8 protein-coding genes and 1 pseudogene are annotated in these 14,241 nt (G+C 71.9%); 3 read left to right on the top strand and 6 right to left on the bottom strand.

Annotated elements, in window-relative coordinates:
* Positions 1 to 76: 76 nt before the first annotated feature.
* The 3 genes from KCI33_RS14890 to KCI33_RS14880 all read right to left on the bottom strand — a co-directional run bounded on the left by KCI33_RS14890 (position 77) and on the right by KCI33_RS14880 (position 2,415).
* Complete coding sequence (locus KCI33_RS14890) at positions 77 to 838, bottom strand: Stf0 family sulfotransferase (protein WP_212525598.1); 762 nt, start codon at positions 836 to 838, stop codon at positions 77 to 79.
* A gap of 105 nt (positions 839 to 943) precedes the next feature.
* Entirely contained in the window at positions 944 to 1,660 is a 717-nt protein-coding gene (locus KCI33_RS14885) for a sulfotransferase (protein WP_212525597.1), read from the bottom strand.
* A 47-nt stretch (positions 1,661 to 1,707) separates the two neighbouring features.
* A complete protein-coding gene (locus KCI33_RS14880) occupies positions 1,708 to 2,415 on the bottom strand; it encodes a sulfotransferase (RefSeq protein ID WP_212525596.1) in 708 nt (235 codons plus the stop codon).
* Positions 2,416 to 2,565: 150 nt separating this feature from the next.
* On the opposite strand from KCI33_RS14880, the gene KCI33_RS14875 reads away from it, so the two are divergent.
* Together KCI33_RS14875 and KCI33_RS14870 are read left to right on the top strand one after the other, a co-directional pair.
* Positions 2,566 to 4,464, top strand: coding sequence for a glycosyltransferase (locus KCI33_RS14875; RefSeq protein WP_212525595.1), 1,899 nt, complete (start codon positions 2,566 to 2,568; stop codon positions 4,462 to 4,464).
* A 77-nt stretch (positions 4,465 to 4,541) separates the two neighbouring features.
* On the top strand, positions 4,542 to 8,672 hold the full coding sequence (locus tag KCI33_RS14870) for a glycosyltransferase family 2 protein (protein WP_212525594.1): 4,131 nt from the start codon (positions 4,542 to 4,544) through the stop codon (positions 8,670 to 8,672).
* On the opposite strand, the gene KCI33_RS18070 is transcribed toward KCI33_RS14870, so the two are convergent.
* Entirely contained in the window at positions 8,661 to 10,157 is a 1,497-nt protein-coding gene (locus KCI33_RS18070; protein ID WP_212525593.1) for a glycosyltransferase, read from the bottom strand. The genes KCI33_RS14870 and KCI33_RS18070 overlap by 12 nt on opposite strands.
* A gap of 22 nt (positions 10,158 to 10,179) precedes the next feature.
* Positions 10,180 to 10,935: a Stf0 family sulfotransferase gene (locus KCI33_RS14860; protein ID WP_212525592.1), complete on the bottom strand. Its 756-nt coding sequence runs from the start codon at positions 10,933 to 10,935 to the stop codon at positions 10,180 to 10,182.
* Between the two features lie 401 nt (positions 10,936 to 11,336).
* Between KCI33_RS14860 and KCI33_RS14855 the strand changes: the two genes are divergently transcribed.
* Entirely contained in the window at positions 11,337 to 13,772 is a 2,436-nt protein-coding gene (locus tag KCI33_RS14855; RefSeq protein WP_212525591.1) for a calcium-binding protein, read from the top strand.
* A 44-nt stretch (positions 13,773 to 13,816) separates the two neighbouring features.
* On the opposite strand, the pseudogene KCI33_RS14850 reads toward KCI33_RS14855, so the two are convergent.
* Positions 13,817 to 14,241 (bottom strand): annotated as a pseudogene (locus KCI33_RS14850) (peptidase); the annotation flags it as partial.

The following is a 14,241-nucleotide window of genomic DNA, read 5'->3' as shown; positions in this document are numbered from 1 at the left end:
CCGGGTCAGGTTTCGTCTCGCCTTGTTCCACGACCCTACGGTGGGTGGGCGTTATCGGAGCCGGATCGTGCTGCTTTCAAAAACGGAAATCGTAATGCTCGAACGCCTCCTGGAGGCGGCTGCGCGCTTCATCGATATTGGGAATGCATTCCATCATCCGGGCTGAGTTCTGCCCTTTGTGCAGTAATGCATTGGTGAGGCGCTGCTCGTAATCGGGGATAGCCGCCGGATCGAGACCTATGAAGTCGAGCAGCTTGCCGACCTCGGCCCGCCCGGAATCCGGATTGCTGTAGAGATCCTCGAAATAAACCACATAGGGCGTTACACCTGCACGCTTGAACAGTGTGTCCAGATTTTTGCGGTTCTGCTGACATTTGGCCATGTGCTTCAGTGCGGCCGCGATATTGATCGACGCGGCCTGCGCTTCACCACTCTCGAACCGACTGTAGCGCTCGGCAGCCTGCTTGGGCCCCCAGGCTCCGGTGATCTTGGCCAACTCGAGCGACAGGATTCGGTCCACCTCGGCGCGCCGGTCCAGTACGATGTGGCAATAGGATTCGCGGCAGGCCGCCTCGAGTAACGCGGAGTTGATGGGCGCTGCCGCGAGTTCGTAGCAATGCTTGATCAGCGGCCTGTTGCGCAGCGCCCGGGACATCGCGATGCCGAGTGCCTGACGGTCGTGCGTTTCCCTCCACTGCTCCGGCACCCAGCCAAAGGCACGATCCCGGTTGAAGGGCTCGTGTTCGACCTTGGGGCGTTCGGACAGCCCCATCAGCAGACCGGTCAATGTCGTGCCGCCGGTACGGCGCATGGTCCAGATGATGAACGGGCTGCTCATGCTCTTATACACTGCTCTTTTAGTTCGTTGCCGAACCCTACCGGCTCTGCTTATGGGGGACAAGATAGCGCAGAGCAGCCGGACAGGGCCTGAGCCCTCCGGCCCTCAGCCCGCGGCGGTTCCGCTTTTCAGGTGGTCCAGCTTCTGGCCCAGCACCCGGGCCACCATCGCCTCGTCGAAGGGCTCGCCGAGGAAGTCGAACAGCGGGCGCAGCCCGTCGGGATTGCCGGTGTAATCCTCGTAGCGCAGTTGCAGCGACTTCTTGGGAAAGGCGCGCGCATAGGCGTCATAGAGCTTCTCGGCCCGGGTCAGCTGCGCGGCGACCTCGGCGGGGTCCTTCTCGGCCCACCAGCCCGAACGGGCCACCGCCGCGTGGTCGCGGGTGTTGAAGATGAACCGCGCCTTGGGAAAGAAGCGGTGCATGAAACTCATGTACTGGCGGAAGAATTTCTCATCCTGGTGAAAGCGTATCTCCTTGAACCCGGCGACGCGGGTGCCCGGGTCGGGGCGCAGGATCTCGCGCACGAAGCCATCGGCCAGGGTGCGGCCGTAGTGCTCGGGGCGGGTCAGCTCGGCGCCGTACCAGGGATGGGTCTGGGCCGAGGGCGCGCCGCGCTTGCGCAGCCCCTGCATCTCCCTGGCCTGGGCGACCGTGTCCCAGGCCCGGGCCAGGTGATAGAGCGTGTTGTTGTTCTCGCCGCGGATGCAGTAGCCGGGGATGGAATTGAGCAGGTTCTGCAGCAGGGTCGAACCCGAGCGCCCGTAGGTGACGATGAAGACATAGCCGTCCGCGGGCCTGTAGAGAGAGGGAAATTTCTTCATTTCATTCGGTCTGGCATGGTTGTTCTGCACTCCGGCGCGGGCGCGGCTCAGTCTGTCCCCGAATGGGTCAGCCGCCGCTGGATCACCTGGGCCACCCGGGCGGCGTCGAAGGGCTCGTCGAGGAAATCGAACAGCGGTTTCAGCGCCTGCGGCCGGCCCACGTAATCGTCGTAATGCAGCGCCAGCGCGCGGTCGCCGAGCCGGTCGCGCATCCGCGCGAAGACCTTCTCGGCGGTCTCCAGCTCGCGCTTCACGGCCGCGGGCTCCATGCTGGCCCACCAGCCCGAGCGCGCCACCGCCGCGTGGTCGCGGGTGTTGAAGACGAAGCGCGACCCGGGGAAGAAGCGCTCGATGAAATCGAGATAGGCCCCGGTATGGGCCCCGGCCAGGTGAAAGCGGATCTCCTTGAACCCGGCCACGCGGGTGCCCGGGGGGGAGCGCAGCACGTCGCGCCGGAAGGTCTCGGCCAGGTCGCGGCCCAGCACGTCGGGGTCCACCAGCTCGGCGCCGTACCAGGGATGCTCGCGGGTGGTGGGCTGGCCGCTCCGGCGCTGGCCGCGCATCTCCTCGGAGGCGCTGACCGCCTCCCAGGCCCGGGCCATGTGATAGAGCGTGTTGTTGTTCTCGCCGCGGATGCAGTAGCCGGGGATGGAATTGAGCAGGTTCTGCAGCAGCGTCGAGCCCGAGCGCCCGTAGGTGACGATGAAGACATGGCCATCCCCGGGGGCGTGCAGGGGGGGGGTCTGCCCGGTCATGCGCAACTCCTTTTGGCCGTTCCGGCCGTTCCCGTCATACCTACAGAGGGGCCGGGGGCTTCTCAATCCGGAAATGCCCTTTACCCCTGCCGCGGCCTGGGGGAAAACAACCCTCATGAGAGCCGCCCCCCAGCCCCCGAGGCGCCGCAGATGACGGCGCCGCTGATCTCGGTCATCGTGCCGGTCTACAACGTGGCCGGCCATGTGGCCGCCTGCCTCGACAGCCTGCGCGGCCAGAGCCTGGCCGATTTCGAGGTGATCGTGGTCGATGACGGCTCGACCGACGACAGCGCCGCGCGGGCCCGCGCGGCGGCCGGGGACGACGCCCGCTTCCGCTTCGTCGCGCAGCAGAACCGCGGCCTGTCGGGGGCGCGCAATGCCGGGCTGGATCTGGCGCGCGGCGCCTTCATCGCCTTTGTCGACAGCGACGACCGGGTGGCGCCCGACTACCTCGCCCGGCTGCATGGCGCGCTGGAGGACAGCGGCGCCGACTGGGTGGCCTGCGCCATCCGCTTCTGCCATCCCGACGGCGGCTCGACCACCCATTCGGCGATCCACGGCGCGCCGGATCTGGCCGGCCATCCCGCGCCGCGGCGCTATTCCCTGGGCGACTGGCGCGAGGTGATCCGGCATTTCCCCTCGGCCTGGAACAAGCTCTATCGCCGGTCCCTGATCGAGGGGCTGCGCTTCGACGAGGGCACCTGGTTCGAGGATCACGCCTTCTATTACCGCGCCGCCTGCCGCACCGATCACCTGCTGCACCTGCCCGAGCCGCTCTATCTGCAGACCCGCGGGCGGGAGGGGCAGATCACCGCCACCGACAGCGACCAGGTGTTCGAGCAGCTTTCGGTGCTGGAGACGCTGCGCGCGATCATGGCGGGCGCGGACAAGCCGGGCGCAGAGGAGGGGTTCGAGCGCATCGCCACCCGGCTGATGTTCGAACGCTCCACCGCGCTGCGCACGCCCGCCCGCCGGGTGCGCTTCGCCGCCGCCTGCCGCGATTTCCTCGCCCGCCACGGGCTGCGCTACAGCCCCGGCTGGGACGCCGACATCTCGGCCGCCTGGGGCCGGACGATCGCCGGCGCGCTGCCCTTGAGCGTGATCGTGCCCTTCGGCGGCGGCGCGGAGCTGCTGGCCGACACGCTGGCGTCGCTGGAAGCGCAGCTGATGCCCGATTTCGAGCTGCTGATCGTCTGCGACGGGGCCGCGCGGGCCGGCGAGGCGCAGCGCGCGCTGCGGCGGGCGGGCCTGGCCGGGCAGGTGCTGGTGCAGCCCGGGCAGGGGCAGGGGGCGGGGCCGGCGCGCAACCACGGGCTGGCGCGGGCGCGCGGCGAGCTGGTGGTCTTCCTCGATGCCGGCGACCGGCTGATGCCCTGGGCGCTGGAACACTGGGCCGACAGGATGCTGCGCGCCGAGGCCGATTTCGGCCTGTCGCAATTCCGCGTCGGGCTGGGCGAGGGACATGTGCACAGCGGCTTTCACGACATGCGCGGGCAGGCGGCGGACGGCCCGGCGACCGGCCCGCTGCGCCTGGGCGGGGCGGAGGCGGCGGTCCTGCACGCCCACCCCTCGGCCAAGATCTTCCGCCGCGCCTTCCTGCGGGAGGCCGGGATCGGCTTCGGCGCCGGGGCCTTTCCCGAATGGCAGGTGACGCTGCGCGCCGCGCTTGCCGCCCGGCGCGCGTTCTATTTCGCCACGCCCGGGGTCGAGGTGTCGGAGGCGCCGGCCGCGCGGGCGCTGTGGCGCGCGCCGATCGCGGCCCGCGACCTGGCCCGGGCGCTGGACGCGCTGGCGGCGGACCTGGGCCCGGAGCGGGCGGCGGCCCTGCCGCCGGGCTGGCGGAGGCGGCTCTGGGCGCGGGCGGCCTGGGAAAAGCTGAGCTTCGCCAACCACCCCTCAAGGCGGGCGCGGCTGCGCTTCGCCCTGGGGGTGGCCTGGCAGGCCCGGCGCCGCGGGATCGCGCGCGAACGCGGCGCGCTGGACCCTTACATCGACAGGCGGACGGCGTGGATCCTGGGCGCGGTGCGCGCGCGCGGAACCGGCGGCTAAAGCCGTGTTGCATCCCCCCGGGGCAGGCTCCATAACCCGGTTCAGGCCGGTTTAGCCAGTTCAGGATCCGTATTCCGATGATGACCTTTCAGCCCCATGACGGCGCCCGTTTTTTCTACCGCGCGGATTTCTCGGCTGACCCTTTCGCGAATATTTCCTTCTACGACCGCGAACAGCGCGAGATCCTGTTCCACCTGTCGCTGCGCGCCGACGAGGGGCTGGCGGTGTGCAACCGGCGCGGTTCCGGCGCCGAGGACTGGTCGCGCGAGCGCCCGCGCAAGGTCCAGCTGCCCCGCGACGGCGTGCAGGTGGAGATCCGTTTCACCCCGCCCGAGGTCGCGGTGCATCTGGACGGCGGCCGGCTGTTCCGCTTCTCCTCCGGCCCGCTGCGCCGGGCGCATTTCCCCGATCTGCACCGGATCGGCTATGTCGATTTCCAGGGCGGGATCTCGGCCGGCAGCGTCGAGATCGACGACAGCGGCGCGCGGCCCCGCGAAGGGCTGACGCTGAGCGACCGGCTGGAGATCCGCGGCCAGGTCGGCCTGCCCGAGGCCGAGGCGCGCGACCTGCGGCTGGAGGTCTCCGGCGGCGCGCTGGCCTGCGCGGTGATCGCGCGCCCGCGGCCCGCCGGGCCGGGTCGCGGCGCCGCGACCGACCTGCGCGCGATCCTGCCGGGGCGGGTCTGGGAGGCGGTGCCCGGCGACGCCGCGCTGGAGCTGCAGCTGCGGCGCGCGGACGGCCGCGCCTGCGGCGGCGCCCTGCGCATCACCCGCGACGAGATCGCCGCGCGCATCGACCGCGTGCTGACCCGCGCCGAATTGCAGGGCGACGCCCTTGCCGCCATGCAGGTGGCCGAGCATGTGCGCTTCGCCGGGCTGGAGACGCGGCTCTCGCCCCGGGCGCGCGCCGCGCTGGCCGGCGTGGCCGAGTTCTACGGGCTGCACGGTTTCCTCAATCCCGGCGCCGGCGCCGCGGCGGCGCTGGAGGCGGTGGTGCCCGAGGATCTGGTCGCCCGCGCCGCCCCCGACCCCGGGGAGGAGGCCGTCCGGCAGGCCCACGCCCGGATCACCGAGACCCTGCGCGCCGATCCCGGCGCCGATCCGGTGGCGCTGCTGCGCGACACCGACCTGCCGCCCGCCGGGCGGCGCCTGCTGCTGCTGATGTTCAGCGAATATTTCTGCACGCGCGACGCCTTCGCCGGTCTCTTCGCCCTGGCCGAGGAGGCGGGCCTGGCCGATTTCGCGCCCCGCGGAGAGCCCTGGCATGACAGCGCGATCCTGCCCTTCCTGTGGATGAAGGGAGAGATCGGCGGGGTGCGGGAGCTGCTGTGGAACCTGGGCGAGCCGTCGGGCGGCTGGGTCGTGACCCCGGCGGTGGCCTGGGTGATCCGCGCCGCGCTGGACGCCCCGCACCTGGCCGGGACGGACCGCGAGGATCTGGTCTACGGCTTCACCGGCTTCGTCGACCGGCGGGCCGGGGATTACTGGGGCCGCACCCCCTGCCTGGCGCTGACCCGCGCCACGGTGCACCTGCTGGCCGCCCGCGACCGGCTGACCGATCACCTGCAGCGCCATGTCTGCGATTGCGCGCTGCGCAGCTACGGGCTGTCGCGGCAGTTCTGGGAGGCCGTGGACGAGGCGGTCGCGGCCGGACGGCTATGGCTGTCGGCCGACCTCCACGCCGCGCGCGAGGCCTTCGGGGTGATCCGGGGTCATGCCGGGCCGCCCGAGGCCGGAAACGGGGCGGCGGCCAGGGAGGCTCTCGCCGCGGCGCTGACGCTGTTCGAGCGCGCCGGCAATCCCGACGCGCCGCGGCTGCGGCGCGAGCTGCTGGGGCCGGCGGGCATCGCCGCGTCCCCCGATGCCGCCCCCACGCCCGCCGCGCTGCGCCTCGCGGGGGTCGCGCCCGGCGAGGCGGCGCTGCGCCACATGGCCTTTCCCGGCGCGCCCGAGGGCGGCGCCGCCCTGGCGCGGGAGGCGGCCGAGGCCATGGCCGAGGGCTATGCCGAGGTGCCGCGCGCACCCTATTACCGGCTGCAGCACAGCGTCAGCCGCCGGGTGGTGTCGCTGGCCGCGCGGGTGGCCGCGCCGGGCCAGCCGCCCGCCGACTGGGAGATCGACGCGCTGGCCGCCGATCTCAGCGTGCTGGCCGGGCCGCGCAGCCGCTTCCTCGGGATCGGGCTGGGGCTGGGGCTGATCAACGCGCTGGTCCGCTTCGGCGCGCAGGAGCCGGCGGCGCGGCTGCTGGAGCATATCGCGCAGATGCGCGCCGCGCTGCCCGAGGACAGCCTGGAGCGCCTGTCCTGGGCCCCGGCGGTGCTTTCGGCCTTCTACGGGCTGCGCGAGACCGCGCGCGCGGGCGGCCCGTCGCTGGCCGGCGAGGCGCTGACGCTGTTCCCCGAATGCGCCCGGCACGAGCCGCCGCTGCCGCCCGACGGGGTGGCGCGCTGGCCGCATGCCTCGCCGATCCTGGACACCATCGTCACGGTGTTCTCCTGCAGGCCCAATCTCGACAGCCGGGTCGCGGCGATGCGCGCGGGCTGGCTGTCGCTGCTCAGGACCGTGGGCGTGCCCTATGTGGTGATCGTGGGCGACGGCGACGGCCGGCGCGAGGGCGACGTGGTGCATGTCGCGGCCCCCGACGATTACGAGGGGCTGCCGCAGAAGACGCTGGCCGCGATCCGCTGGGTGCATGACAACACCGCCTTCACCTACATGCTGAAGATCGACGACGACTGTTTCCTGAACCCGGCCGAGTTCTTCCACAGCCTCAGCTACCGCAAGTTCGACTATTACGGCCGCATCCTGACCCGCAGGCCGGGCCAGATGGACCGCGCCTGGCATTGCCAGAAGGCGACCTCGGCGCGCGGCCGGATGGAGCTCGACAAATCGCCCGAACCCTCGACCTATGCCGATGGCGGCTCGGGCTACACGCTCAGCCGCCGGGCGATGGCGGCGGCGCTGGCGGCGGCCGACAGCCCCGAGGGGCGGCAGCTGATCCAGGTCTCCTTCATGGAGGACAAGCTCCTGGGCGATCTGCTGGCGCTGCGCGGCATCCGACCGGCGGACGAGGATTACCGGATCTCGATCCGGCGGCGCACCCATGCCGGGGCGACCCCGGTCTCGCTCTGGGTCAACGGCTTCGACGCCAGCCGCGCCGCGCCGGTCAAGCTGGTGCATCTCGACGCCCACGCGCCGCAGGCCGCAGCCATGGAGTTGCTGGAGGGCGACCGCCTGACCCCGAAGAAGATCTGGCCCAGCTACCAGCCGGTGACACTGGGCTACCAGAGCAACGCGCTGGAGATGATCGGCCCGCAGGACCGGCTGGAGCGCGCCAGGACCGCCCCGGTGGCGGTGGTGGCCTGCATGCGCAACGAGATGTTCATGCTGCCGCATTTCCTGGCCCATTACCGCCGTCTGGGGGTGGAGAGCTTCCTGATCGCCGACAATTGCTCGGACGACGGCACGCTGGAATATCTCGCCGAACAGCCCGACGTGGCGCTGTTCTCGGTGGATACCGATTACCGGCTGTCGCATTACGGGGTGGCCTGGCAGCAGGCGCTGCTGTCGGCCTTCCGGGTCGGGCGCTGGTCGCTGGTGGCCGATGCCGACGAGCTGCTGGTCTGGCAGGACGGCCCCGGCGGCAGCCTGCCCGATCTGCTGGCCGGCCCCGATTTCGAAACCGCCGAGGCCGTGCGCCTGTTCATGCTGGACATGTATCCGCAGGGCCGGCTGGAGGAGGCCGATTTCGCCAGCGGCGATCCCTTCGCCGAGGCCGGCTTCGTCGATCGCGTGCCCTTCCTGACCCGCTGGCCGGGGCAGGGGCCCTATTCCAACATGCCGACCTGGACCAGCGCGCTGCGCCACAGGCTGATCCCGGGATCGCGCGCCGATCTGTTCGTGGCCCAGAAGATCGCGCTCCTGCGCTACCAGCCCTGGATGCGGCTCTCGGCGGGGCTCCATTTCCTGGGCGACGTGAAGCTGTCGCCGCGCGAGCTGCTGTTCGCGCATTTCAAGTACAACGCCGATTTCCGCCGCAAGGCCCGGGCCGAGGTCTCGCGCCGGCAGCATTTCAACGATGCCGAGGAATACCGCAAATACCTCGCCCTGGTCTCCGAGGGGCGCGACGTGATCCACGACCCCGAGATCTCGGTGCCCTGGCGGGACTGCGATTTCGTCCGGGCGCGGCTGTCCGGGTCAGCGGGCTGAGGCCGGGGCGCCGTAGACCGCGCGCAGCTCCCGCAGATGCGCGGGCATCTCGACCGGCGCCACGGCGTTCCGCCAGTAGTCCCGCGCGGTGACGCGACCCTCCAGGATCGCCGCCACCCGCTCGGCGAAACCCGCCGCGCTGCCGGCCGGGAAGACCATTTCCGGGCAGTGGCCCAACTCCTGCGCGCCGCCCATGTCGGAGGTCAGCAGCGGGATGTGGCGGGCGTGCATCTCGATCGCGACCTGGGGCAGGTTGTCCTCCCACAGCACCGGCACCAGCCCGACATCGACGCGCGCCAGCAGCCGATCCAGATCGTCGTGGCTGTAGCCGTCGACATGGGTCAGCTCGGCCAGCCGCGGGCGCAGCCGCTCCAGCCGGGCCATGGTGGCGGCGTCGCCGCGGCGCGCGGCCGCCACCAGCCGCAGCCGCGCGGCGATGTCTTCGGGCAACGCCTCCAGCGCGTCGAGCAGGAAGAAGAACCCCTTGTCGCGCCGCATGTAGCCCAGGTAGCCCAGGCGCAGCGTGCCGTCCGCGCCCAGCAGCGCCGGGCGCGGCGCGGTCTGGCCGAATTTGCGCGCCTCCTCGGTGCCGATATAGCTGGTCTGCACCAGCTCCGGCGCGATGCCGTAATGCCGGGCGATCTGCCCCACCCGGTCCGACACGCAGAGCACCCGGTCGCAATGGGCGTTGATCAGGCGCACCATCTCGGCCCGGCGCGCGGCGAAGGCGGCGGCGCGCTCGCGCGCGGGGCCGGGCCCCGGCGCGGCGGCGGCGGGCGCGCCGCGCAGCAGGCGGCGCAGGCGCCCGGGCAGGCGCGCCAGCCGCCCGCCCACCCGCAGGGTGGGGCGGAACAGCGCGTCGAAGGCGCGGGTGCCGGGGCGGATCCCGGCGCGCTTCAGCCGGAAGGCCAGCGCGTTGGCCAGCCGGATCAGCCGCGGGTCGGGCCGGTGCGGCAGGCAGTCGGCGCATTTGCGCCCGGCGTCGAAATCGCGGCAGGCTTCGCGCTCGCGGTGCCACAGGTTCACCTGCGGGCAGAACGGGTAGTAATTGTGCAGCGACAGGATCACCCGGGTCTGCGGCCAGCGCCGCTTCAGCTCCAGCACCCGCGCCGGCAGCCCCTCGAGATTGTTGAAATGCACCACGTCATAGGGGCCGGTGGCCTCGATGAAATCGAAAAAGGCCGCCTCGGTCGCCGGGTGCTCGATCTGGGCGGGGCTGCCGAAGGAGTGATGCGCCGGCGACAACGCGCCGGAATTGACGATCTCGAAGCGGCGGTCGCGGTCGCGCGCGGGGCCGTGGCGCACCGGCGCCCAGCGGGGCCGCCCGCCCGCGAGATCGTAGGAGATGCCCGACGACAGGAACGCCGCCTGCAGGTCGTCCTGCCCGTCCAGCGCCCGCAGCAGGTTGCGCTGGTAGACCGAGACCCCGCCGCCGCGGTTCTCGTCGTCGAGGTAATCGACCCAGTTGTAATAGAGGATCTTCATGCGCGCGCGCGGCCGCCGGAGGTCATAGTTCCGTCTCGAGCCAGGCGGCCAGCCCCAGCTCGCGGAAATAGGCCTCGATCTTCTCGGGCTCCTCGAAGCGGTCCAGGATGCGGTTGCTGCCCTGCTTGACCAGCGGGCTCTTCATGCCGGGGTCGGGCGCCACGCCCAGGAAATCGCAGATCCGCGCCTCGAAGCCGGGGGCGAACATCTCGCGGTATTCGAGGGCGATCTTGTGATGCGGCCGCGCCTCGAACCAGGGCATGAACAGATGGTCGAAGGTGGCGTATTCGTGCCAGCGGTGGCTGATCTGCCGCGGCCCGGCCTTGATCTTGCGCGAGACATGGGAATCGGCGCGGTGCTGCGCCCATTTCTGGCTCTGCGCGGCCTTGATCAGCGACGAGACCTGCGCCAGCTTGTTCTTGCGGTGCACGTAGATCAGGGTGATGCCGGTGTCCTGCTCCAGCCGCCGCAGCACCCGGATATTGTGCCCGATCATGAACTTGAAGCCGACCCGGGCATAGCCCTCGGCCTCGTGCCGGGCGAAGAAGCTGTTCATGAAGGGCACCGCCTCCCGGTCGCGCCGGGTGATCGCCTTCAGGCGGTCGTTGCGGTCGCGGGGTCCGATGATCGCATGCGGGTTGAACTGCTCGCCGCTGCAATAGATGTCGCGGTGCGCGTTCAGCAGCGTCATCAGGTAGGTGGTGCCGCTGCGCGGCAGGCCCATGATGACGAAGCGCCGGTTTGCCCCCTTCTGGCCGCTCTCCTGCTCTGTGCCCATGTATCGTTCAGCTTTCTGCCTGGCTGTGCCGTGTTCCGATGCGCGGCGACTATGGGATAGCGGGCAGGGGCGATCAAGCCGATAGTGGCCGGCTCGGAACGCCCCGGCCGCTCCGGCTTTCGCCGGGCGGACCGGCGCGCGGATGGCGCGCGTTGCACCGAAGCCGGTGAGCCGGACCGGGGTGACGCGCCGCCCCCGCGCCTCGTCATGGCGGCCATGTTCCCGCGCCGGCATCCTATTCACATAATATCTCTTACCAGCCTGTTTCCGGTCCTCATGCCGGTCGATGGATTTTTACGAAAACTCGGGGCAAAGGCCGCGGTTTTGCCGGATTTCCGCGCCCCTTCGGCCCGGCCCCCTGCCCACCCTCCCGGGCGATGCGTGATCAAGGGGGCAAGAGCATGCAGTTGCGGCGGGAGGGACACCGGGGCTCGGGCGACATCGCGCTGGATACCGACCTGCGCGATCTGGAGATCGTCCGGCTGCCCGGCGGCCCGGTCCTGTTCGCGACGACGGGCGCCAATGGCGGGGTGTCGGGCTATGCGCTGGACGGCGGCGGGCGGCCGGCGCTGGCCAGCGCGCGCCATTTCCCCGCCCGCCTCGCCCCGCTCGTGGCCGGCGAGCTGGAGGTGATCCGGGCCGATGGCCGTTCCGTCCTCGTCTTCGGCGGCGACGGCTCCGGCTTGGCGGGCTACGCGCTGGAAGAGGACGGCCGCCTCGGCGCGCTGACCGCGACACCCGGGCTGGAGGGCGCGACCGCGCGGATCTCGGCCATGCTCTGGGCCCGGCCGGGCGGGCGGGCGACGCTCTACCTCGCCGACGAGGGCAGCGGGCAGCTGGCCGCCTATCGCGCCGCCGGCGCGGGCCTGTCGCGCCCGCCCGGCAGCACCCCTGCCCCGCTGCACGCGGCCGCCGGGCTGGAGGCGGTGACGGTCGGCGGGCGGCATTTCCTGCTGGCCGCCGATCTCGGGCGGCAGGGGATCAGCAGCTACCTGATCAACACCGGCAGCGGCGCGCTGCAGCTGACCGACGGGCTGGGCATGGCCCAGGGGCTGGGCGTCAACGCCCCGACCGCGATGGAGGTGATCGCCGCCCATGGCGCCACCTGGATCGTGCTGGCCGCCGCCGGCAGCTCCTCGCTCAGCGTGATGCGCCTGACCGCCGCGGGCGAGCTGCAGGCCACCGACCATGTGCTCGACACGCGGGACACGCGCTTCGGCGGGGTGCAGGCGCTGAAGGTGATCGAGGTGGACGGCCATGTCCTCGTGCTGGCCGGGGGCGCCGACGACGGGCTCAGCCTGTTCACCCTGCTGCCCGATGGCACGCTGCTGCATCTCGACAGCCTGCGCCATGTCCCCGGCGACGGGCTGGAGGACATCGCCGACATTGAGGCGCTGCGGGCGGGCGGCGCGCTGCACATCTACGTCGCCTCCGAAGGGCCCGGGATCGGGCTGTTCTCGGTTCCGCTCGCCGGTCTCGGCGATGTCCTCCGCGACGGCGGCGGCGGCGACAGCCGCCTTTCTGGCACCCCCGGGGACGACCAGATCGTCGCCGGCAGGACCGGCCGCGACACGCTGGCGGGCGGCGGCGGCGACGACATCCTGGTCTCGGGCCCCGGCGGCACGGTGATGGCGGGCGGCGCGGGGGCCGATATCTTCGTGATCCGCAGCGCCCGCGCCCCGCACCGGATCGTCGATTTCGAGCCCGGCCTGGACCGGCTGGACCTCGGCGGCCTGCCCATGCTGCGCGCGCTTTCGCAGCTGACGGTGCGCTCCTGGTCCGGGGGGGCGCGCGTCACCTATGGCGGCCAGGAGATCCGCCTGCACAGCCGGGACGGCGCGCCGCTGACCGCCGCCGACATCTTCGGCGCGGGGCTCGGCGGCCCCGACCGGGTGCTGGTGCTCTCGCCCGGCCCGGCGGGCGCCCGGATCTCCGGCACCCCCCGGGCCGACCGCCTGACCGGGGGGGCGGGGCATGACACCCTGTTCGGCGGCGCCGGCAATGACGAGCTCTGGGCCGGCGAGGGCCGCGACCTGCTCTATGGCGGTGCGGGGGCCGACCGGATGGGGACCGGCATCGGCCATGATACGGCCTGGGCCGGCGAGGGCCGCGACACCGTCTATGGCAGCGCCGGCAATGACACGATCGGCGCGGGGGCGGGCGATGACCAGGTCTGGGCCGGCCTCGGCGGCGACCTGCTCTATGGCGGCGCGGGGGCCGACCGGATCGGCGCCGGCCCCGGCGACGACACGCTCTGGGCCGGGGATGGCGAGGACACCGCCTATGGCGGCGCGGGCGACGACAGGCTGGGCGGCGGCGCGGGCGACGACGAGATCTGGGCCGGGGACGGCGATGACGAGGTCTGGACCGGGGCGGATGACGACACCGCCCATGGCGGGGCGGGCGACGACACGCTGGGCGGGGTCGGCGGGGCGGACGTGCTCTGGGGCGGCGACGGCGACGACCTGCTGTTCGGCGGGCCGGGCGGCGACCGGCTCGACGCGGAGGGCGGCGACGACACGCTCTGGGCCGGCGAGGGCGCGGATGCCGCCGATGGCGGGGCGGGCGACGACCGGATCATCGGCGAGGCCGGCAATGACCGCCTGACCGGCGGCGCGGGGGCCGACACCTTCATCTTCGCGCCCGGCGCGGGGATCGACCGGATCACCGATTTCACCCCCGGCGAGGACCGCATCGCCCTGCCCGTTCCGAACTTCGGGGCGCTGACGCTGCGCGCCGTGCCCGGCGGCGCCGCCATCGATTACGGCGGCGGCACGATCCTGCTCGACGGGATCGATCCCGCCAGCCTGCACGGCTCGGATTTCCTGTTCGCCTGAGGAGGTGCCGCGCGGCCGGGGGCCGGTCGCGCGGGAAATTTCCGTCAGACGATGTCGATATCGTCGGCCAGGATCGACAGGTTGGTGACGCCCTGCAGCACCAGCAGGTCGCCGCCGCCGAAGTCGAACACCGTGTTGCCGCCCGACACGGTGGCGAAATTTGTCACCACCTCGGCCGCCGTCAGGGTGCCGCTCCACAGGCTGTCGTCCAGGCGCAGCGTGTCCACGTCGTCGGTGAAGCCCAGCACGAGGTCGCGCTCCGAGCCGGCGGCGAAGACGAAGGTGTCGGCCCCCGCGCCGCCGCCCAGCGTGTCGTCGCCCGCGCCGCCGCGCAGCAGGTCGTCGCCATTGCCGCCCCAGACATTGTCGTCGCCGCCGCCGCCGCCCAGTGCGTCATCGTCGTTGCCGCCGTAGATCGAATCGCCGTCGGCCCCGCCCCACAGCGTGTCGTTGCCGGCGCCGCCGCCGA

Source organism: Actibacterium sp. MT2.3-13A, assembly GCF_018139985.1.
GTDB lineage: Bacteria > Pseudomonadota > Alphaproteobacteria > Rhodobacterales > Rhodobacteraceae > JAGSOU01.
The sequence above is the reverse complement of the archived record's forward strand: the minus strand, read 5'-3'. Positions and strand labels throughout refer to the sequence as shown.